The organism is Nesterenkonia ebinurensis (assembly GCF_008711175.1).
In the GTDB taxonomy this organism is placed as follows: domain Bacteria; phylum Actinomycetota; class Actinomycetes; order Actinomycetales; family Micrococcaceae; genus Nesterenkonia; species Nesterenkonia ebinurensis.
On record NZ_VWNF01000011.1, the window covers coordinates 474,742 to 495,785 of the forward strand.

Genomic DNA, 21,044 nt, shown 5'->3' on the forward strand with positions numbered 1-21,044 from the left:
GGGCACCGTACCGGTAGTAGCCTTGACTCATGGCAGGTCTGATCCGGCGCGAGGACATCGACGCAGTGCGCGAGCGTGCCGATCTGCGCGAGGTGGTGGAGCAGTACGTCACCCTGAAGACCGCCGGGATCGGCAGCTTCAAGGGGCTGTGCCCCTTCCACGATGAGCGCTCTCCCAGCTTCAACGTGCGCCCGCAGGTCGGCACCTACCACTGCTTCGGCTGCGGGGAGTCCGGGGATGTGATCGCCTTCCTGATGGCCATGGAGCACACCAGCTTCGCCGAGACCGTGGAAAAGCTGGCCGCCCGCTACGGGATTGAGCTGCGCTATGAGGAGGGCTCAGGTCCGGATAAGGCCGAGACCGGGCGGCGTCAGCGGCTGCTGGATGCCCATAAGATCGCCGATGAGTTCTTTCAACGCTGCCTGACCATCCCGGAGGCGCAGATCGCCCGGGACTTCCTCACCGGGCGCGGCTTCACCCGGGAGCATGCTGAGACCTACGGTGTGGGCTATGCGCCCCAGGGCTGGGACCACTTGGTGGGGCATCTGCGCAATAAGGGGTTCCGGGATGATGAGCTGAAGCTCACCGGCCTGTTCTCCGAGGGCCGCCGCGGGATCTACGACCGGTTCCGCGGCCGGCTGCTCTGGCCGATCAAAGACATGACCGGCAATACCGTGGGCTTCGGCGGCCGGCGGCTCTATGAGGACGACCAGGGGCCGAAGTATCTGAACTCTCCGGAGACTCAGATCTATAAGAAGTCCCAGGTGCTCTACGGAATCGAGCACGCCAAACGGAACATAGCTAAGAAGCGACAGCTGGTGGTGGTGGAGGGCTATACCGATGTGATGGCCTGCCACTTGGCCGGGGTAGACACTGCGGTGGCCACCTGCGGCACCGCTTTCGGGGAGGGGCACATCAAGATCGCCCGTCGGCTGCTCTCCGATGACGGCACCCCGGCCGAGGTGGTGTTCACCTTTGACGGCGACAAGGCCGGGCAGCAGGCCGCGGTCAAGGCATTCAACGAGGCCCACCAGTTCAACGCCCAGACCTTCATCGCAGTGGGCCCCGACGGCATGGACCCTTGCGATGTGCGCCAACACCGCGGCGATGAGGCGGTCCGTGGTGTGATCGAGTCCAAGACCCCGCTGGTGGAGTTTGTGATCCGCCGCCGGCTGCACGACTGGGACTTGGGCTCCATTGAGGGCCGGCTGGGTGCGCTGCGTGCCACGGCGCCGGTAGTGGCAGTGATTCGTGACGGCTCCCTGCGAGAGGCCTATGTGCGGGAGTTGGCCGGCTGGCTGGGCTCGGACATCGGCGAAGTGGCCTCTGCAGTTGCCCAGGCCGGCAAGTCCGGGTCCAGCCGCAGCAGAGCGCAGAGTACGACGCCGCAGCAGGGCTCTGCACCGCAGGGCTACCGAGGTGCCGGGCCAGCAAATAGCCAATATTCAGGGGCAGCTGGCCAGGGGGGCGACGTCGCTTCGCTCACGCCCTTCGATCGCCTCGGAAGCCCTGGAACCGACTCCGGTCTCCACTCGACTCAATCGGGCGAGGTGCCTTCCCCCCAGTATCAGCGGCCAGACACCCGAGATCCGGCAGTGATGATGGAGCGGCAGGCTCTGGAGGTGGTGCTGCAGCACCCCACCCGGCTGACCGCCGAACAGTGGGAGGAGATCTTTGCGGTGCGGTTCACTGCGCCTGCGCATCAGGCGTTGCATGACGGGATCCGGATTGCTGCTGCGGAGGCCTCGGACCCCAAACTGTGGGTGGAGTCGGTGCGCCGGGAGGTGCCTCAGCCGTTGCGCGGGTTTGTCTCGGAGCTGGCGGTGACTCCCCTGCCAGCAAAGACGGAGGAGCATCTTGACCGGTACTGTCAGGAGATTCTCAACCGACTGGTGGAGCTGAAGATCCAGCATGAGAAGGCGAATCTGCTGGGTCAGCTGCAGCGGATGGACCCGGCTGAGCCTCCGGAGGAGTTCCGCCGGCTGCAGTCTGAGCTGAAGGACCTGGAGCGCCGCCGCCGCGCCCTGCTCGCAGTGGACTGAGTATGCCGACACCGATCCTGCCGCACCAACACTGGGAACCAGGCCTACTCAGCAACACGAATCCGACCTATAACCCATAACCCCTGAGCTGGGCGGCTACGGGGCCGGATACGCAGAGAACCCCCGATTCCTCGGGGGTTCTCTGTTTCAAGCGTTCGGTTCGTGGCTCCGACCGGCGTCGATCCGGTGACCTTTCGATTTTCAGTCGAACGCTCTACCAACTGAGCTACAGAGCCTGGTTCAACCAAACACTTTTGCGACCCTGACGGGACTTGAACCCGCGACCTCCGCCGTGACAGGGCGGCGCGCTAACCAACTGCGCCACAGGGCCTTGATGAAGTTGTCTGCGCCATTTGGCACGATGTGAAACCCTACCAGACGCCTCGCGTCAGCGCCACTTGATGCAGGGCTCAATCGCAGTGGCCAGAGCTTACGCTCTGGCTTGCTTCAATCGCCTCAAGCGCAGTACCCCCAACGGGATTCGAACCCGTGCCGCCGCCGTGAAAGGGCGGTGTCCTAGGCCGCTAGACGATGGGGGCCCGATCCCAATGTTGGGAAGACACGTTCCCGCGAGGGAACCTGTAAGAGTGTAGTTGCTGGCGCGGCACCCCGGCAAGTTCAGGATTCCACGCATCCGGCAGGGATCTTTCGGTGTCCTTCAAGGAACACTGAGGTAAGTTATGGAGCATGGTTGAACGGACCATTCCTACACCACAGGAGGACAGAGCATGACACAGCCACCCAACGGAGATCAGAACCCTCAGTACGGGCAGCCGCCCCAGGACCCCTCCCAGCAGTATCAGCAGCCACCGCAGGGCTACCCGCAGCAAGGATACGGCGACCAGGGGCAGCAGGGATATCAGCAGCCTCCCCAGAACTTCCCGAAGGGGGGCCCCTCTGAGCCCAATGTGTTCAGCGCACTGTTCACCCCGGACTTCTCCGCCCTGCAGGTGCAGAAGTTCGCCAAGGCGTTCCTCTACCTCATTATTGCTGTGGCCGCGCTCTGGTGGCTGAGCAGCATCATCAGCGGCATCGTCCTGGCTTCCAGCTATGGCAGCTTCGATGCGTGGAGCCTGCTGAGGCCGATCCTCTTCGGATGGATTGTCCCGGTGCTGACCATCATCTTCGCCCGGCTGGGCCTGGAGGTCATTGTGCTGCTGTCTAAGAACGTCAAGGCCTGAGGCCTTACCGCACTACCCGTTTCAATGGGGGTCTGGCCAGCTGGTCAGACCCTCATCTGCATATCAGCCTGCCAGCTCCGCCACCACCGGGGCGTGGTCTGAGGCGCCTTTGCCGCGGCGTTCGTCCTTATCCACATAGGCGTTCCGCACCCGCTGGGCCAGCGCGGGCGAGCCAAGCAGAAAGTCAATACGCATGCCTTGTCGCTTCTGGAAGCGCAGGGAGGTGTAGTCCCAGTAGGTGTAGATCCCGGGGTCCGGTGTGTGGGGCCTGACGATATCGGTCAACCCTGCCTCGATGAACTCCGCAAAGGCCTCCCGCTCAGGCTTGGTCACATGTGTCATCTGGTTCTCCTCGAAGAACTCGATGTCCCAGACGTCAGTGTCCAGCGGCGCGATGTTCCAGTCACCGGCCAGCACAAACTGCGCCTGCTGGTCCTCGGCCAACCATGATGAGGCCTGCGCGCGCAGCTGCCGCAACCAGGCCAGCTTATAGACCATATGCTCATCCTCACGGGCGCGGCCATTGGGCACATAGAGGCTCCAGACCCGCACATCTGCACAGGTGGCACCGATCGCCCGGGCCTCCTGCACCGGATCTTTGCCGTTTTTCCCAAAGGGCGGCTGATTGGTGAAGGTCCGCTCCACATCCTTCAGTCCCACCCGGGAGGCGATCGCCACCCCGTTCCACTGGTTGAACCCGAAGTGGGCCACGCTGTACCCGCTGCGTTCAAAGATCTCCCAGGGGAAGTTCTCGTCCTTGCACTTGGTCTCCTGGATAGCCAGGACGTCCACGTCTGACTTCTCCAGCCAGGCCTCCACCCGGTCAGCCCGGGCCCGCAGCGAGTTCACATTCCAGGTCGCAATCCGCATGCGTTTTACGCTACCAGCCGCTCCCCGCTGATGAGCATCAGATCAGGGTTCCCAGCAGCTGCAGCTGAGCGGAGTCCTCCAATGCAGAGCCAACCGCCACCACACTGACCCCCACGTCTAAGAAACTCTGGGCGTTCCTTCCGTTGAGCCCCCCCGTGGCCACAAACTTCACGTCAGGGAACGGCCCCCTCATCAGGGAAAACCACTCAGGGCTGAGCCACCGGGCAGGGAAGGCCTTCACCCAGGTAAGGCCCAGTGCCTGGGCAGTCTGAAGTTCGGAGGGAGTGGCGATTCCGGGCAGGAACGGCATGCCAGTGTCATAGGCCTGAAGCACCAGATCGCGGTCCAGACCCGGTGAGACGAGATAGGAGGCTCCCACCTCTTTGGCAATGTCAATCTCCTCCGGGTAGATGATGGTCCCGGCTCCAACGGACTTTCCACGGGAGGCTCCAAGAGTGACGACTTGCCGGATAGCCTCTGCATCCTCATCGTTCTGCAGTGGCAGCTCGACAGAATCAATACCCAGGTCCCAGGCGGTGGCGGCCAGTTCGAGAGAGCGCTCAACCCCCAGTCCCCGAAGAATCGCCATCACCGGTGTCTTGGCGAAAGCGGTGTCGAACCAGGCGTTATCAACAAGAGGGCTCACGGCGTGGCTCCGTTCTGATCAGTGAAGTCTGTAGTGGTTTGGAGGGTGAGGGCGGCTCGCTGATGTCCGGCGCGCAGGCGCTGTGCTGGTGACTTCCCGCTAAGCAGACCCGAGAGATAGCCCGCGGCGAAGGCGTCACCGGCTCCAACCGCTTCGACAACCTGTACCTGCTCGGAGGGTTCGAAAACACTGGTTCCGGCGCTGAACTCGGTGGCCCCAAGTGAACCATCCTTGACCACCAGCAGAGGAAGTTCTGGCAAGAGTTCAAGGACATCATCCGCCGTTTCAGTACCCCAGAGGGTCTCCGCCTCGTCACGACCAACAAAAACCAGGTCAGCCTGCTCTGCGAGGCGTTTCAACGATGGGGCAGCAGCTGCTGGGCTCCACAGAGGAGCCCTGTAGTTCACATCGAAGCTGATCCGTACATTGCGTTCCCGAGCAGTGTGCATTGCCTGGGCAAGGAATTCGGCAGCCGAACCGGACAGTGCAGCGGTGATCCCGGAGACATGGAGGGCTGCTGCGGAGGAGAGGTCCATGGCCACGGCGTCCTGCGCTGAGAGCAGCGAGGCAGCAGATGCTGTTCTGTAGTACAGCACTCCGTGACCAGGATCTTTGAAGTACACACCCGTGGGAGCGGCAGCATCGAAGCAGACCGCGGAGACGTCGACTCCTCGGCCGGAGACTGTGTCAGCAACTCTCCTGCCCAGCTCATCGGCACCGAGACGACTGAACCACACCGCACGGTGACCCAGAGCGGCCAGATGCGCTGCCACGTTTGACTCGGCCCCGGCGGCGTCGAGATGAAAGAGAGTCGCCTGGCGCAACCGCTGAGTAGAGGCGGGGGTGACCAGTGCCATGGTCTCACCTGCACATAGAACGGTCCCGTTCTGCCAATCCTTGTTCATTCTTTCCACCTTCACAGACCTTTGAAGATTCGGGTCAGCCCCTCGAGCAGCAGATGAGTCTCTGTTGCCAACGAAACCCGGATGTACCCCTCCCCGGCACTGCCGAAGGCCGTACCGGGTGCTACTGCCACTTGTTTCTCCAGCACAGCACGACGGGCGAAGTCAGATGCCGAGTCTGTGAACCGGTGGACATCAACCCACAGGAAGAAGCTGCCCCGTGGTAAGAGATAGGAGACACCCAGCTCATCGAGAAGGTGGCAAGCAGCATCCCTGCGTTCCTGGTAGCTCTGCCGAGCGCGGAGAATGCTTCCAGAAGCATGGCGCAGTGCCGCCAGAGCAGCGTACTGCGCCGGTGCATTGACACAGGAGAGCACCGGCTCCTGCATTTTTGCCAGGACAGGACCGGTACCCTCCGGCGCTAAGACGTAGCCGACCCTCATTCCGGTCATCGAGTAGGTCTTGGAGAAGCTGAAGCAAGAGAGGACACGGCCTGTGGTGTCGAAGGCGGCCGGGCTAAGATGAGGATGTTCGAAGGTGATCGCGTCATAGCATTCGTCGGAGATCACCCAGAGGTCGTTCTTCACGGCCCACTCCAGTACCTGGACAATTGTTCTCTCATCGAAGACTGAGCCCAGGGGATTCGACGGCGTATTGAGGATGAGTAGTCTGGTCTTCGAGGTCAGCTGCCTGTCCAGTTCCTCCACGGTGGGCAGGAACTCATTCTCTGGCGACAACCTATACGGGCGGGGCAGGCAGTTCAGCAGCTGAGCGGCCATAGCGAAGTTCGGCCAGCCGGGATCAGGCACCAGAACTTCATCTCCTGGCCAAAGTACTGCGAGCATCGCCAGGGAGAGCGCCTGCATACCGCCAGCGGTGACGATGATGTCATCGGCAGAAGCCTGTATGGAGTTGTGGGTGCGCAGCTTATCGCCGATGGCCTCCCTGAGTTCAGGTATGCCGGCATTAGGAACATAGCTGGTATGCCCGGCGTCCAGTGCTTCATGAGCTCCTTGAAGAGCTTCGGAAGGTACCGGGAAGCTGGGTTCCCCCACATGCAGCCCGATGACCGGGGCATCGGCCTGCCAGACCAGGTCCATGACTTCGCGAATGCCCGAGCGCGGCATCGAAGTGGCGGCTTCAGATAATGCAGGTTCTCTGCTCTGGTGTGCCAATAGGTAACTCTCCAAAGGTATACTTAAATAGGTTCTGATCACGTTCGAGGAGGGTGCAGAAGAACTGTGCCTCCGCCGCCGATATGCGAAATTAGAAATACGTTCTGACTGCTCCGACGAGCTGGTTCTTCTCCATCAGGAGGACAGAGCGCCATTTGTCGAACATGGTGCACGGATGCGAGAGCCCCAGCCGCACCAGATCACCTACCTTCAAAGCTGCCTGGTCCACACGGACGTAGGCGTGCTGATCATCGGTCTTGAACACCTCCGCCGAGACCTCCCGCCAAGTTCCGCGGGCGAAGACCCCAAGAACTCGGGGCAGATCGATATCGTAGGGAATGTCTCTCTTGCCCGCATCGAGAACGACAAGCCCGTCCTCTGGGGCCGAGAGCACCCGAGCGTAGGAGAACGCTGAAGGAACAAAACGAGGCCCCGTGCGGGTGCGGCCCGGCGTCACCCGCTCATAGTGTCCATGGTCATGGATGGCGAATGCACCCGAGCGAAGGATCACCTCGGTGCCAGGAACCTCCTGTGCTGAAGGTGCCAGCTGTTCTGCCACGATGTCGAACCATGCGCTGCCGCCGCAGGTAAGGATGGGACCTGCGGTCTCGTAGATATCAGACAGGTCTGTGAAGACCGCTCTGACCTTCTGCACGTAACGCGCTACGGCGGAGGCGTGGTCGCCCTCGACGGGGGCAGGAACACTGCCCTCATAGGCTGCAACACCTCGCAGCTGCAGAACTTCCGAGGCAGCGATGCGTTCGGCCACCGCCCTGGCCTCCGCCGCGGCACGGATGCCCGTGCGGCCGTGCAGGGCACCTATTTCCACGCACACCCCAAGCGGACGGTTAGCCCCAGAAGCTGTGAGCTGTTTCTCCATCAGCTCCACACCCGCCACGGAATCCGCCCAGCACACCACGTCGAAGGTCTCTGCACTGGTGATGGACAGAGTCTCGCTCAACCACTGCAGTCCCCCCGGTGAGAGGAATTCGTTGGCCACGAGGACACGGGGGATCCCCACGTGATGGGCGACCCGCAGCTGAAAGAAGTTAGCCACAGATATTCCCCATGCCCCGGCATCCACCTGCCAGTGCCACAGGCCTGGCGCCATGGTGGTCTTACCGTGGGGGGCCAGACGAACCCCTACCTCGGTGGTCCACTCACGCATGTTCTGAAGGTTCCGTGTGAGGGCATCAACGTCCAGAATCAGGTTGGGAGTGGGCAGGTCTTCCACCGACAGCTGTACTTCGCCCTGTGCGGAGAAGGCAGGGGACCAGTGTTTGTCCAAGGGGTCCGGCTCGATGAGCCAGGGCCCCATGCTTGTCTGCCACGCTGGTACAGAGTTTTCCTGGGAGCTCATGGCAGCATTCAGGAGGCAGGGCGCATCGCGACGGCGTCAATCTCCACCAGGATATTCGCCAGTGTGCTGCCAACTGTGGTGCGCACCGGGAAAGGCTTAGGGAAGCGCTCACCATAGACCTTGTTGAAGCCCTGGAAATCTCGATCCAACCGTTCCAGATGGACGGTTGTCTTCACCACATCGGCGAAGGTCAGCCCGACAGCTGCCAGTGCGGTCTCTAAGTTGTTGAGCACCTGGGTCGTCTGGGCCTCGATGCCCTCTGACACCTCCCCGGTCTTCGGGTCCTGCGGACCGAAGCCGGCGGTGAACACGAAGTCCCCGGCCTCGACAACTTGACTGTACGGACCGGCCGGAGCGGGGAGTTCCTCGAGGACGTGAGCTTTCTTCATCATGATCTTCCTTTCGGGTCAGTGGTAGGACTTTCAGGGGTAGGTGGTCAGTCAAAACGCTCGACTTCTGTGACGATTTCGTATCGGTCAGCGCGGTAAAAGGAATCGGCCAGATAGAGCGGCTCCGCCTTGCTGTCACGGAACGTATGCTTAACCCGCAGTGCCGGCGCGTCCGCGGAACTGCCCAACAGAGCAGCCACCTTCCGAGGGAACAAGGCGGCCGAGGTGTGCCGGGTCGCGCTCACCGGGGCGGCACCTTGACTGCGCAGGGCGGCGTGTATGGACTGCTCATAGTCGGAGGCTGAAAGTGCGCTGGCAAGCTGAGGCGGAAGATAGACCGTCTCGTGGCAGATTGCCTCCTCCGCTCCGTAGCGCAGACGCTCGGCTCGGACCAGCGCCGCACCAGGACCAAGCCCAAATTCCCGGGACTGCTCCGTGGTGGAGGTGACTTCGTCCAGGCGAACCAGACGGGTCGAGGCGGGGATGCCCCGGGCATGCATGTCTTCGGTGAAGGAGGTGAGCTGCTGATTCTTGGTGACCCGAGGCCGCTGCACGAAGGTTCCGCGGCCAGGGCTGCGGGTAACAACCATGTTCTCGTTGAGCCGCTCAAGCGCCTGGCGCACAGTCATCCGGCTGACGCTGAATTCCTCAGCCAAGATCTTCTCTGGAGGCAGCCGTGTGCCCGGCGGGAGGCTGGCGCACCGCTCGGCCAACTCCTCTGCTATGCGTTCGTACTTGGGGGCAGGGGTCATATAACTCTCTCCTGCAAATAGTTTTCGGCCAGAGCCTGGTAGAGGTCAACTGACTGATAGAGCTGGTCCACGCCTACACACTCATTGGGGCCATGAGCCACGCTGAGCCAACCAGGACCCAGACTGGTGACTGTCGGGATTCCGGCCTGGCGCATGAAGTATGTAGCGTCTGTTCCACCAGGGTATCCCCTGAAGTTCAAGTTCTTACCGAGGACCTGCGCCGCCGCACGCTGACAGGCTTCCACCACGTCATGGCCGGGATCAAGCTCAATTCCTGGCATCCAGCCAAGAGATCCAGGGCGGTACTGGACCTCCACGTGGGCGCTGTCTCCAGCTATCTGATCCACCACGTCTTGGATTTCTTGCTTGACCACCGTCTCGTCCATGCCCGGGGCAAGCCGAAGCTCAATACCGATCCGGCAGTGTCCCGGCCAGGTTCCGAAGGCAACACCGCCTTCGACCAGCATGCCAGGATTGACCGTCACCTCGCAGGGAACAGCTCCCGGATGACTGACAGTGGGGCTGAAGCTCTCAAACGCCTTCAGCAGGTCTGCGGCCACCAGAACGGCGTTCCTGCCCAAAGCTGGTGAGAGCCCACTGTGCCCCTGCTTGGTCCAGATCTCGAGCTCCACACAGCAGATGCCCCGTGAGACGAGATGTAGAGCTTCCCAGGGCTCTTCCACCCCGCTGGGTTCACAAATCACCATGGCATCGATCTCCGGCAAGAGGTTCTGCTCGGTGAGCGCCTGCGCACCGGCGCCTGAGCCCTGTTCCTCATCCGCTGTCAGAACTGCACTCAGTTTTCCCGCCCCTGGTCCCTGACTGTATCGCTGGAGTGCCAGCAGGGAGGCAGCTACAGCACCTTTCATATCAGAGCTGCCAAGGCCATATGCCAGGTTCCCGATGGTGGTGAGCGTGAACGGGTCAGTCTGCCACTGATCTGCTGCATCGCCGATCGGTTTAGTGTCCACGTGTCCGGAGAGGGCAAGATGCCTGCCTGGCCCTTTGTCGACGGTCACCACTAAGTTTGGCCGACCAGCCACAGGCTCGATGCGTTGAAAGGGGAGGTTGAGCTCACGGCAGAGGTCCTCCAGCCGATCTACCACGGCCTGCTCCCCCACTCCAGGGTTGGAGGAGTCAATCGCGACAAGCTCCGCGGTCAATGACAAGACATCCACACTGGCTCCGTTCTTCAGGTACCGGACATGTAACCGGACTGTAACAAAAGGTCTAGACAATGAGAGTACAAGAAGGCATGATAGTCGGCAATTCCTTGAATTTACCGCAAAATTGGACTAGACCATATGATATCGTTCACAAATCTTCACCACTCGACTCACCAGGAGGACTCATGAAATCACTCACCTTTCGCAGTAACGGTCGGAAAGCCGGTGCCCTACTCACCGCTTCTGCTCTGCTTCTTGTCGCCTCCTGCGGCGACAATGGGGATAACGGAAACGACGACGCCGGAGGAGGGGAGACCTATGAGTGGCAGTTGGGCTATAACACCAACGAAGAGTCCGTCCGAGGCCTCGCAGCCGAACGGTTCAAAGAGATCGTTGAGGAGGAGAGCGACGGTCGTATCACGGTAGACATCTATCCTGCCGAAGCATTGGGCAGTGAGCAGGAGATGCTCAACGGAATCCGCACCGGCAGCTTGGATCTTCAGATGGCAGGTGGCGGGGCACTGCAGAATGCGGTGCCTGAGTATGCCATCCCTGCCCTGCCCTTTATGATCGAGAACTTCGATGAGGCATATGCGCTGCTAGACGGGCCGGTGGGCGAGTCGTGGAAGGAAGCCGCGTACGAAGAGGGCTATTTCGTACTCTCCCACCACGATCTTGGCTTTGCCCAGGTCACCAACAACGTCCGCCCGATCCAGGAGCCCGGCGACTTCCAGGGCGTGACGATGCGCAGCCCAGACGAGCCCAGTTCCATTGCGACCTTCACAGCCCTGGGTGCCGGTGTTGACACTATGCCCTTCACGGAGGTCTATCCGGCTCTTCAGCAGGGAGTCATCGATGGTCAGTTCAACCCGCTGGATGCCATCTACGAGACGAACTTCCATGAAGTTCAGGACTACCTGACCATCATGAACATCTTTTACTACCATGTGAACTTCATCATGAATCCGGAGGTTTGGGAGAGTCTTGATCCTGAGCTCCAGGAGGTCGTGCAGCACGCCGCCGATGAAGCCCAGACCCTATCCCGGGAACAAACCCAGCAAAATCATGAAGAGATGCTGGAGCTGCTCTCCGACGAGTTCGAAGAGATCGTTGAAGACCCCGATATTGACGGTTTCCGAGAGACTGTCGAACCAGCCTTCGGGCAGTTCGAGGATCTCATCGGCTCGGAGAGCATTGCCGAGGCCCAGGAGTTCCTCGACGAATACCGCAGCGAATAGACCAGTAGGGCGGCGGCACCCCAGGCAGGAGTGCCGCCGTCTTGCTGCTGGACTTCTTAAAGAGAAGAGGACTGATGGACAGAGTGGTACGCGTCGTCGATCGCAGCGTCGACGCATTGGCAACCCTGGCCGGCATCCTGATGGTGGCCCTGACGACAGTGGTGATGGCCGCGGTCATCAGCCGTTATCTGCTGCAGACCCCGATCCAGACCACCACGGGCATGTCCGGACTGATCTTTGCCTGGTTGGTGTTTTTGGCGGCCATCTCCGTCACTCACCGCCAGGACAACATCGCCGTGACGTACTTCCGTGACAAGCTGCCGGGCAAACTGCCCGAAGTTGCAGAAGTACTGATGAAGATCATCATGCTGAGCTTCTGCCTGGTTCTGGCCTGGTCCAGCTTACAGCTCACCACAGCGGTGATGGATCAGCGGCTACCCTCCCTGCAGATCTCCACAGCCTGGCTCAACGCCTCAGTGGCAGTCACTTTTGCGGTGATCAGCGTTGTGCTGCTGCTGCAGATCATCACAGACATATTCTTCCGCCACCTGCGCAAGCCCGTTGGCGAGACAATCGACCCCTCGGAACTGGCTGAGGGAACAATCAAAGGTGGAGCCGAATGATCTGGGTAATGATCATAGTCTTTGTTCTTCTGCTGATCCTGGGCATGCCCGTAGCCTTCGCGATGGGTGCCTCTGCCCTGCTCTACGTGCTGGTAGAAGGCATCACTTTGGACATCGTGGCCCAGAGGTTCTTGTCCAATACTCAGTCATTCGCATTCCTCGCCGTTCCGTTCTTCATTCTGATGGGCAACATCATGGTCGAAAGCGGAATCGCCCAGCGCCTCATCAACGTGGTGCACGCCGGAGTGCGCCAACTGCCCGGCGGCCTGGGCTGTGTCTCCGTGGTCACCAGTATGGGCATGGCTGGGGTTTCAGGTTCATCGGTGGCTGATGCCTCCTCAGTGGGCTCGGTACTCATTCCCGAAATGAAACGAAAGGGGTACACCGCCTCCTTCTCGGCAGCGATCAACGCCTCCAGCTCGGTGGTGGGCATCATCATCCCGCCCAGTAGCACGATGATCATCATCGCCTGGCTGGCCAATCTCTCTGTCGCCGAGATGTTCCTGGCCGGAATCATCCCCGGCATCCTGATTGGAGTCGCCTACCTGGCACTGACCATCGCCATCTCCATCAAACGAGGCTACCCGCGGGAGACGCGCCCAAGCCTCAAGGAGTTCACCACTGCTGCGGTCAAAGCCTTCTGGGCACTGCTCCTGCCGATCGTACTGATCGTTGTGATCGTCGCCGGTATCGCCACCCCTACAGAGGCGGCAGCTGTCGCAGCCGTCTACGCCTTCCTCATCTCAGTGTTCATCTACCGGTCGCTGAACTGGAGGGGAATGGTACGTGCGGTCAAGGGTGCGGCCTATGGCACCACAGTGGTGATGCTGATTGTCTGCACCTCGACCATTTTCAGCTACGTACTCATCTCGGAACGGGTTCCGCAGCTGATCTCCGACGCGCTGATGGGCCTGGGCCTGCCTGCATGGGGGATCAAACTAGCCCTGGTGCTGATCCTGCTGTGCGCAGGAATGGTGATGGACCTGGTGCCTAACCTCTTCATCTTCATTCCGATCTTCTTCCCCATCGCGCTTGAACTGGGCATGGATCCCACCCACTTCGGGATCGTCATGCTCTGCGCGCTGGCCCTGGGGCTGTTCACTCCGCCGATCGGCACCACATTGTTCATCTCCTGCCACCTGGCCAAAATCAAAATGGAAGACGCCGTTAAGGACTTGATTCCATACTTCCTGGTGGGAGCCGCGATGGTGCTCCTGCTGACCTTCGTCCCAGGGCTGACCATGTGGATCCCGAATCTGATCAATGGATGAGCCCTCAATGGCTGAAACACCCGAGAAGATGCGCAGTCTCTTCCCCGCCGAGGCCGCCCGTTATCTGGATACCCCCAGTATGGGGGTGCCGCCGAAGCCCACCACCGAGGCAGTTCGGCAGGCCGTAGAAGCCTGGGCGAGCGCCTCGGCGCGCTTCGAGGACTGGGACCAGATCCGGGAGGAATGCCGTCCCCTGATTGCCGCCGAGTTCGCCGTGGACCCGGAGCATATCGCCCTGATCCCTTCGGTGGTGCCCGCTGTCGCCTACGTGGGTGAGCAGGTCTCGCGGAGGAGGGGTCTGCTATTGGCCCACCGCAGCGAGTTCCGCTCTCTGCTGCTTCCGCTCATGCAGGCCTTCGGCGAAGACCGGCTCCGCTGGGTCAGCGGCCCCTATACCACCGAAACCTTCCTCCACGCCCTGGACGAGAACGTGGCAGCAGTGGCCGTTTCCACCGTGAGCTCTCATGACGGTGCTCGGCCTGATCTGACCCGACTGAGCGAAGCGTGCCGTACCGCGGGGGCCGAACTGCTGGTGGACGCCACTCAGTCGATGGGCGTCGTCGAACTGGGGTTTGACCCCCAGGAGGCTGCACTGGTCGCTAGCGCCGGATACAAGGGACTGCTTGCTCCTCGTGGCACCGGATACGCGGTGATTCGCCCCGACTTCTCTACTGAAGCGCCGTCATCAGCCAGTCCCTACGGCATGGTGGACACCCCGCAGGTGGGATCCTACGGACCACCGCTGCTGCCGCGTCAGGGCGGAGCACGACTGGATCAGTCCCCAGCCTGGCTGAGCTGGGTGGGTGCCCAGACCAGCCTGGCTGCCTTGGGCCGATTCTCACTCCAGGACCGCCAGCAGTACGTACTCAGCCTCGCGGAGCGGCTCCGGCACGGGCTGCAGCAGGCAGACCTGCCGGTTCCGGCCAGCGATCTGTCCAGCCCGATCATCACCTATGCGACCAAGGAGCCGCGGCCCGTGCTGGCTGCCCTGGAACGTGCCGGAGTGCGTGCTTCAGTCCGGCGGGGAGCGCTGCGTTTCGGCTTCCACATATACGTGGAGGATGAGACCGTGGATCTGGTCCAGGAGATTCTGCTGCGTGAACAGGGTCAGATCCTGTGACCCCCGGTCCAGCAGCCTCCGCTTCCCAACGCTACGCAGCCCTGGTCTCCCCGGATCACCGGAGCAGAGGACCCTATGCGGTGCTGGTACCGATCGGTGCCGTGGAGCAGCACGGCCCGCACCTGCCGGTGGGAACAGACACCTGGATCGCCACCGAGATCGCCGAGCGAGTGGCTGCCGGCAGAAGCCGAGTCCTGGTGGCCGAGCCTATTCCGGTGGGAGCCTCCGGGCACCACCTGTCCTTCGCTGGAACGCTCAGCCTCCGGCCCAGCACCCTGGTCTCAGTCCTGGTGGACCTCGCCGCCAGCATCGCCGCCCACGGGGATACGCCGGTGTTCCTCAACGGTCACGGGGGAAATCGGCCGGCATTGTCCCTGGCACTCCAGGAACTGCTGCTGGAAGGGGTACGTGCCTGGTCCCTCAGCTACTTCGATGAGCTTGCCGATGTGCTCGCAGAGGTCTTCCCGGATGCCAGCCGGGCGGCCGGGCACGCCTGTGCCATGGAGACCTCCATTCTGTCGCACCTGTGGCCAGAGGCAGTGTCGGCTGAGACCGTCCCCGCCGCAGGCGGTCAGGCTGTTTGGCCCGATCCATCCCTGTTTCCGGATGCCCACCCCCAGACCAACCGGCCCTTCGAGGAGCTCAATCCGGTCGGTGTGGTCGGTCAGCCAGGTCTCTACCACCCGGAGGCGGGCAGACGGCTGGTCTCTGCGGCAGTCAGCCGGGTCGGAGCAGCTGTGGACCAGATCCTGGCTCAGTGCGGATCAGCTTCTCCAGCCGAGGACTAGTCGAACAGGCTCACCTGCTCTGCCACCAGTCATCGAGCAGGGTCACAGGGATGGTGCGCTTGTGCCGGGTAGTGAGATAGCGGTGCTCCAGGCGGGCTGCGGCGTCGTCGTCGATCTGGCGCCCCTCCAAATAGTCGTCGATCTGGTCGTAGGTGATGCCCAGCTCGGTCTCGTCCAGCTGACCCGGGTTGTCATCCAGCAGATCCGCAGTGGGCACCTTGGACCAGATCCGCTCATCAGCACCCAGGTGCTTGAGAATCTGGCGGATCTGGCGCTTGTTCAGCGTGAAGTTGGGCAGGATGTCCGCGCCGCCGTCGCCGAACTTGGTGAAGAACCCGGTGATCGACTCCGCGCCGTGGTCCGTACCGACCACCAAAGCTCTGTTCTCTCCGGCCACCGCATACTGGGCAGTCATCCGCAGCCGGGCCTTGACGTTGCCCCGGTGGTAGTCAGCCAGCCGGGTGCCGAAAGTCTCCTTGAACGCCACATCCACACCGGTCACCGCCTTCTCAATATTGAAGGCGTGGGTGTGATCAGGCTGAATGAACTCCAATGAGCTCTGTGCGTCAGCCTCGTCCTGCTGGGTGCCATGGGGCAGTCGCATGGCGTGGAAACGGGCATCGATGCCATCCTCGCGCAACTTCTGGGCAGCCTTCTGGGACAGGTAGCCGGCCAGAGTCGAGTCCACCCCTCCGGAGATGCCCAGCACAAAGCCCTGGGCCCCGGCATACTTTGCATAGGCGGCCAGAAAATCGCTGCGGCGCTCGACCTCCTCATCAGGGTCAACCTGCGGCTTGACGCCCATTTCCTCAACAATCGTCTTCTGAAGCTCACGCATAACGATCAGTCTAGTCAGCGACATGTAACCGGCAGGTGAATCTCCGCTGAAGGGCAGCTTGGAGTCATGCCCGCCCGCTGCGGTTGGCCGGGCCATAAGATGGAAGTCATGACTTCCTACGCATCCGCCCTGCTGGAACAGAACCACGACGTCGCCACCCGCCTCCGCGACCTGATCAACCAGCTCGCAGTAGAACACGGCAGCTTCATTCTGAGCTCCGGACAGCAGGCCAACTTCTATGTGGACATGCGCCCGCTCACCCTGCACCACGAAGGGTCACCGCTGGTGGGACAGCTGGTGCTGGGCATGCTCGACGCCGCCGGAATCGAGTTCGAAGCCATCGGCGGGCTCACCATGGGGGCCGACCCCGTGGCTACCGCAGTGCTGCACACTGCTGCGGCTGATGACCGGGCAGTTGACGGTTATGTGGTGCGCAAGCAGCCCAAGGGCCACGGCAAGGGCCGCCAGGTGGAGGGCCCCGGTATTGAGGGGCGCAAGGTGGTGGTGGTGGAGGACACCTCCACCACCGGGGGCTCAGCCATGCAGGCGGTCAGGGCAGTACGTGAAGTGGGCGGTGATATCCAGGCCGTGGCGGTGATCGTGGATCGGGACACCGGGGCCAAGGAGCATATTGAGGCTGAGTCTGGGGTTCCCTATCTCTACGCCTATTCCAAGACGGACCTCGGGCTGGCCTAAGACACTCCCCGGCTGAGGGATCCCGCCACTCGGTCATACCTGTTGCGCCTCTCGGCGGAACCTCTTATCAGGGGGTTATTGGAAAATCTGCACCCCATGAGATGCCGATAATCCAATAACCGCCTGATTTCGCAGGTGAGTTGAGCTGGAGTAATTACTTAAGCGCAGCACCGATGCGCTGGACGGCCTCAGTGAGGATCGCCTGACTGGTGGCGAAGTTCAGCCGGGCGTGCCGCTCCCCGCCGGTGCCGAAGGAATGCCCCCCAGTCAGGGCGACCTTCGCCTCCTTCACGAGGTGCTTGGCCGGTCCCTGGATAGGTGTCTCTGCTCCGCCGTTAGGGGCGTCGTCGTACCCGAACTCACTGAAGTCAAGCCAGCCGAAATAGGTGGCCTCCGGCACCGAGTAGGCGACACCGGGGACGTGCTCAGCCAATAGCTCACTCAGCAGACGGCGGTTGGCGTCCAGGCCCTGGAGCACCGCATCCAGCCAGGGTGTCGCCTCGGCGTAGGCGGCGGTCTGAGCCAGCACACCGATATGGCTGGCCCCGATGGGTGCCTCCGGGGGCAGCTCCGCAAGCTCAGCACTGACCTCTTCACCGGCGATGAGCAGCCCTGCTTTGAATGCCGCCAGGTTCCAGCCCTTGGAACCGGAAGTGACCGCGTAGCCGCGCGGATCCACCGTCAGATAGGGGGTGAAGGTGGAGTCCTGGTAGACCAGGGGCGCGTGGATCTCATCAGCGATGACCCGGACTCCGTAGTCGGCGGCCAGCTGGGCAAGCTGCTCGAGCTCTTCACGGGTATGAACCGCGCCGGTGGGGTTATGCGGGTTGGCCAACAGGTAGGCAGCCTGGCCACCGGCAGTCCGCAGGTTGAAAGCCTCGTCCAGCATCTCAAAGTCCAGTCTGCCGTCGGCACCCAGCGGGGCCTCGACCACTCGGCGGCCGGCGGTGACCGGGTAGTTGAAGAACGGTGGGTAGACCGGGGATGAGACGATTACGGTGTCCCAGAGCTCACCGACTAGTCGGAGGGCCTCCACCATACCGGTCATCACATCGCGGACCGTTCGGATCTGGGCGGCGGCCGGTTCCCATTCCCAACGCTGGGCGGCGAAGCTGCGGAATGCCTCGATATAGGGCCCTGAGGAGGGGTAGCCGGCGTCGCCGAGCTCCACAGCCCGGCTCAGCGCCTGGACCACAGGCTCCGCCAAGGGGGTGTCCATCTCAGCCACCCACAGGGGAAGCACGTCATCTCCGAAAGCTCGCCATTTGATGGACTGGCGGCGGCGAAGCGTCTCGAGACTAAAGGTTTCCAGCGGATTCTGCGTCTCTCCCATACACCGAGCCTATCGAACCAGGTCCGATAGTCCGATAGCTCAGCCCGTAGACTCTCTGCCATGACCGTTCGGATGAGCGATGAACAGTTCGACGCCGCAGTCACCGACGCTCTGGAGCTCATCCCGGATCAGCTGGCGGCCAAGATCGACAATGTGGCGGTGTTTGTGGAGGACCGCTATCAGCCTGAGCCCTGGGAGAACCCGAATACGGTGCTGCTGGGGCTGTATGAGGGGACTCCGCTGACCGAGCGCGGCGAGGAGCCCTGGGCGATGCCGGACCGGATCACGCTGTACAAGGAAGCAATTCTGGAGATCTGTCAGAGCGAGCATGAGGTGGTGGAGCAGGTGACCGTCACCGTAGTTCACGAGGTGGCGCACTTCTTCGGCATCGGCGACGACACCCTCCGCCGCCTCGGCTGGGCGTAAACATACGACGACGCCCCAGGCATCTGGGTGCCAAGGGCGTCGTCGTTATTCTGTTCTGCTATCAGCCGACGCGGCGGACCTGGCTGATGTTGTGCGACTGGAAGATCGGACGAATGCTGACCCCGGAGGAGGGGGAGCCGGCATCAGCGATCATTCCGCCACCCAGGTAGATGGCCACATGGTAGTTGCCCCAGAAGATCAGATCGCCGGGCTGGCGGTCGCTCCAGGAGACCTGTCGGCCCTGGGTGAGCTGGGCGTAGGTGGTGCGGCCCAAGCTCACCCCGGCCCGGGCGTAGGCTGCCTGCACGAAGCTGGAGCAGTCCCAGGCGTTGGGACCATTGGCGCCCAACACGTAGCTGGTGCCCGACCGGGTGGCCTCGTTGCGGGCCCAGCTGAGGGCGATCTGGGCTGCGCCGCTGCTTCCGCTGTTGCCGGCGGGCTGGTTCCCAGAGCTCTGCGTGGGACGCGGAGTCGAAGTCTGCGTCTGGGTGGGGCTCGGGCTGGGGCTAGACGATGAGCTGCTGCGCAGCCCGCTCAGGTGGGTGGCCAGCCTGGAGGTGGAGACCGTACCGTCACTGTTGAGCAGATCAGGTCGGTTGGCCGGGATCCACCGCCAGTAGTCTCCGCCGGAGCCTCCGTCGAACCTCGGGTCGATGTTGCTGCCCTCCACCAGCAGGCCTCGCAATTCCTGGCTCAGGTCATCCCAGTGCGGGATCCGCGGGGTCTGCGAGGGACTGGAGCTCGGGCTGGAGGTCTGGGTAGGCGTAGAGCTCGGGGCAGAGGTCTGGCTGGGCGTGGAACTCGGGGTAGGGGTGGGAGTCGGCGTCGGGCTCGGTGAGGAGCTCGGCGATGAACTCGGTGCAGAGGATGAAGACTGGCTCGGGCTGGGGCTGGGTGATGAGCTGGCCTCAGCCTCGGCCTCAGCTGCTTGGTTCCGCAGCCGGGTGACCTCACCTTCCACCACGGTCCAGCTGGCGCTGCCGCTGCTGGTGGTGAACAGATCGTTGTCCAGAATCAGCTGGTAGTAGTCCCGGGCACCACCGTCGAAGTTGGTGTCCAGCTCAGCGGCCTCAGCCAGCAGATCCTTCTGCTCTGAGCTCAGCGAGTCGTAACTGGCCGCACTTGACTCAGTGGGGGACTCTGAGGGGCTCGGGGTGGGAGTAGCCGAGGGGGTGGCGCTCGGGCTCGGAGTGGAGGTTGCGGTCTCGCTCGGGCTAGGGCTCGGAGAGTCGGAGGGGGTGACCTCAGACTCTTCGGACGATTCGGCTTCCCCTTCCGCTTCGTCCGAAGAGTCCTCGGTGGTCTGGTTGCTGGCCGCGGTGCCAGCCTCATCGGTCTCAGCCGAGGCAGGTGTACGCAGCTGGCTGATCCGGGCGGTGACGGCATCGCAGTCGATGGCACCGTCTTCAGCGAAGTAGCCGGTCCCGGTCTCGGAGAGCTCCTCACGGTTGTAGAGCCAGAGCAGGAAGTCGTCCAGTGAGCCTTCGAAGCTCTCTTCCTCCTGGAGGGTCTCCAGGAGCTCGCAGGTGCGCTGGTCTGCTTCACGACGCTGCTGGAGGATCCGAGCTTCCTCTGCTCCGAGGTCACCCAGGGAGGCGGCGGCCACCTCGTCTTGTGCCTCGGCGCGGTCTTCAGCCTCGCGCTGGCGCTGCAGCGCTGCCGCGGCATCCTGCTCAGCCTGTTCGTCAAGCTGCTGGTCGGTGGCGTCATCGGCCAGAGTGTCGCCCTCGCCCAGCAGGACATCTGCTGCAGAGGTGTCGGAGCTCTGGTAGTCGTCGGAGGCGTCAAGGGCCATGGCCGCCTCAGCCTCACGCTGTGCTTGTTCGGCCTCTTCGCGAAGCTCGGAGGCCTCTTCCAGCTCGGCGATGGCTAGGGAGTGCTGACGCATCAGCTCGAGCTCGAGTTCCTCGGCGCGGTCCACGGCCTGATCAATCCGGCCCACGATGTCGATGATCATCTGGTCCCGGGCGTCAGCAGACTCGGCGGCGGTGGAGATCTCCTCGACGGAGAGCACCTCAGGAAGGTCAGTGCGGACGAGGGTCTCATCAGAGAGGTTCTGGTCGTTGGTCTGCTCCACGGCGGAGCCGTCAGAGGTGCGATCAGCGACCAGGCCGGGCAGAGTGGTCCCGACGAGCGCTGTAGTCACGATGGCGGCGGTGACGGCCGCCACCGCAAGATTGCGACGGTGCTTCACAGTTCTTCCTCACTTTTCCTCTTTGGGCGCAGCG

20 protein-coding genes and 3 tRNA genes are annotated in these 21,044 nt (G+C 62.4%); 9 read left to right on the plus strand and 14 right to left on the minus strand.

What is annotated here, in order from left to right; translation table 11 throughout:
• Positions 1-29 precede the first annotated feature (29 nt).
• Positions 30-2,042 (plus strand): DNA primase, encoded by a 2,013-nt coding sequence (dnaG, locus tag F0311_RS06025; RefSeq protein ID WP_150461027.1) that lies wholly within the window; start codon positions 30-32, stop codon positions 2,040-2,042.
• Positions 2,043-2,205: 163 nt separating this feature from the next.
• Here the strand turns inward: dnaG and F0311_RS06030 are convergent.
• The 3 genes from F0311_RS06030 to F0311_RS06040 form a co-directional block, all read right to left on the minus strand.
• Positions 2,206-2,278: transfer RNA gene (locus F0311_RS06030), tRNA-Phe, on the minus strand.
• A 21-nt stretch (positions 2,279-2,299) separates the two neighbouring features.
• Positions 2,300-2,373 (minus strand) — tRNA-Asp (locus F0311_RS06035).
• Positions 2,374-2,508: 135 nt separating this feature from the next.
• Positions 2,509-2,581, minus strand: a tRNA-Glu gene (locus F0311_RS06040).
• Between the two features lie 189 nt (positions 2,582-2,770).
• Between F0311_RS06040 and F0311_RS06045 the strand changes: the two genes are divergently transcribed.
• Entirely contained in the window at positions 2,771-3,223 is a 453-nt protein-coding gene (locus tag F0311_RS06045; RefSeq protein ID WP_150461028.1) for a DUF4282 domain-containing protein, read from the plus strand.
• A 63-nt stretch (positions 3,224-3,286) separates the two neighbouring features.
• On the opposite strand, the gene F0311_RS06050 is transcribed toward F0311_RS06045, so the two are convergent.
• The 8 genes from F0311_RS06050 to F0311_RS06085 form a co-directional block, all read right to left on the minus strand.
• Positions 3,287-4,093 (minus strand): exodeoxyribonuclease III, encoded by an 807-nt coding sequence (locus F0311_RS06050; RefSeq protein ID WP_150461029.1) that lies wholly within the window; start codon positions 4,091-4,093, stop codon positions 3,287-3,289.
• Between the two features lie 37 nt (positions 4,094-4,130).
• Complete coding sequence (locus tag F0311_RS06055) at positions 4,131-4,739, minus strand: bifunctional 4-hydroxy-2-oxoglutarate aldolase/2-dehydro-3-deoxy-phosphogluconate aldolase (RefSeq protein WP_150461030.1); 609 nt, start codon at positions 4,737-4,739, stop codon at positions 4,131-4,133.
• Complete coding sequence (locus F0311_RS06060; protein WP_150461031.1) at positions 4,736-5,644, minus strand: sugar kinase; 909 nt, start codon at positions 5,642-5,644, stop codon at positions 4,736-4,738. The genes F0311_RS06055 and F0311_RS06060 overlap by 4 nt, the downstream gene beginning before the upstream one ends.
• 11 nt (positions 5,645-5,655) lie before the next feature.
• Entirely contained in the window at positions 5,656-6,768 is a 1,113-nt protein-coding gene (locus F0311_RS06065) for a pyridoxal phosphate-dependent aminotransferase (RefSeq protein ID WP_150461032.1), read from the minus strand.
• 139 nt (positions 6,769-6,907) lie between these two features.
• Positions 6,908-8,176: an alanine racemase gene (locus F0311_RS06070; protein WP_150461033.1), complete on the minus strand. Its 1,269-nt coding sequence runs from the start codon at positions 8,174-8,176 to the stop codon at positions 6,908-6,910.
• A gap of 8 nt (positions 8,177-8,184) precedes the next feature.
• Positions 8,185-8,568, minus strand: a complete 384-nt coding sequence (locus tag F0311_RS06075) for a RidA family protein (RefSeq protein WP_150461034.1) — start codon at positions 8,566-8,568, stop codon at positions 8,185-8,187.
• A 44-nt stretch (positions 8,569-8,612) separates the two neighbouring features.
• Positions 8,613-9,317: a GntR family transcriptional regulator gene (locus tag F0311_RS06080; RefSeq protein WP_150461035.1), complete on the minus strand. Its 705-nt coding sequence runs from the start codon at positions 9,315-9,317 to the stop codon at positions 8,613-8,615.
• Positions 9,314-10,486, minus strand: coding sequence for a M20 family metallopeptidase (locus tag F0311_RS06085; protein WP_191089766.1), 1,173 nt, complete (start codon positions 10,484-10,486; stop codon positions 9,314-9,316). Before F0311_RS06085 ends, F0311_RS06080 begins: the two co-directional genes overlap by 4 nt.
• Positions 10,487-10,668: 182 nt before the next feature.
• Between F0311_RS06085 and F0311_RS06090 the strand changes: the two genes are divergently transcribed.
• The 5 genes from F0311_RS06090 to F0311_RS06110 all read left to right on the plus strand — a co-directional run bounded on the left by F0311_RS06090 (position 10,669) and on the right by F0311_RS06110 (position 15,523).
• Entirely contained in the window at positions 10,669-11,721 is a 1,053-nt protein-coding gene (locus F0311_RS06090) for a TRAP transporter substrate-binding protein (protein WP_191089767.1), read from the plus strand.
• Between the two features lie 74 nt (positions 11,722-11,795).
• A complete protein-coding gene (locus F0311_RS06095) occupies positions 11,796-12,344 on the plus strand; it encodes a TRAP transporter small permease (protein ID WP_150461038.1) in 549 nt (182 codons plus the stop codon).
• Positions 12,345-12,352: 8 nt separating this feature from the next.
• Positions 12,353-13,615, plus strand: coding sequence for a TRAP transporter large permease (locus tag F0311_RS06100; protein ID WP_223881161.1), 1,263 nt, complete (start codon positions 12,353-12,355; stop codon positions 13,613-13,615).
• Positions 13,616-13,622: 7 nt separating this feature from the next.
• A complete protein-coding gene (locus F0311_RS06105; RefSeq protein ID WP_191089768.1) occupies positions 13,623-14,735 on the plus strand; it encodes an aminotransferase class V-fold PLP-dependent enzyme in 1,113 nt (370 codons plus the stop codon).
• Positions 14,732-15,523 (plus strand): creatininase family protein, encoded by a 792-nt coding sequence (locus tag F0311_RS06110; RefSeq protein ID WP_150461041.1) that lies wholly within the window; start codon positions 14,732-14,734, stop codon positions 15,521-15,523. Before F0311_RS06105 ends, F0311_RS06110 begins: the two co-directional genes overlap by 4 nt.
• 10 nt (positions 15,524-15,533) lie before the next feature.
• On the opposite strand, the gene nadE is transcribed toward F0311_RS06110, so the two are convergent.
• A complete protein-coding gene (nadE, locus tag F0311_RS06115) occupies positions 15,534-16,361 on the minus strand; it encodes an ammonia-dependent NAD(+) synthetase (RefSeq protein ID WP_150461042.1) in 828 nt (275 codons plus the stop codon).
• A gap of 108 nt (positions 16,362-16,469) precedes the next feature.
• Between nadE and pyrE the strand changes: the two genes are divergently transcribed.
• The gene (gene pyrE / locus F0311_RS06120) at positions 16,470-17,057 is read left to right on the plus strand and encodes an orotate phosphoribosyltransferase (RefSeq protein WP_150461043.1); all 588 of its coding nucleotides are present in this window, start codon (positions 16,470-16,472) and stop codon (positions 17,055-17,057) included.
• A 154-nt stretch (positions 17,058-17,211) separates the two neighbouring features.
• Here the strand turns inward: pyrE and F0311_RS06125 are convergent, their stop codons facing one another.
• On the minus strand, positions 17,212-18,390 hold the full coding sequence (locus F0311_RS06125) for a MalY/PatB family protein (protein ID WP_150461044.1): 1,179 nt from the start codon (positions 18,388-18,390) through the stop codon (positions 17,212-17,214).
• 60 nt (positions 18,391-18,450) lie between these two features.
• Here F0311_RS06125 and F0311_RS06130 point away from each other — a divergent pair, with 60 nt between their 5' ends.
• On the plus strand, positions 18,451-18,816 hold the full coding sequence (locus tag F0311_RS06130) for a metallopeptidase family protein (protein WP_150461045.1): 366 nt from the start codon (positions 18,451-18,453) through the stop codon (positions 18,814-18,816).
• 61 nt (positions 18,817-18,877) lie between these two features.
• Here the strand turns inward: F0311_RS06130 and F0311_RS06135 are convergent, their stop codons facing one another.
• A complete protein-coding gene (locus F0311_RS06135; RefSeq protein WP_150461046.1) occupies positions 18,878-21,010 on the minus strand; it encodes a C40 family peptidase in 2,133 nt (710 codons plus the stop codon).
• Positions 21,011-21,044: the final 34 nt, after the last annotated feature.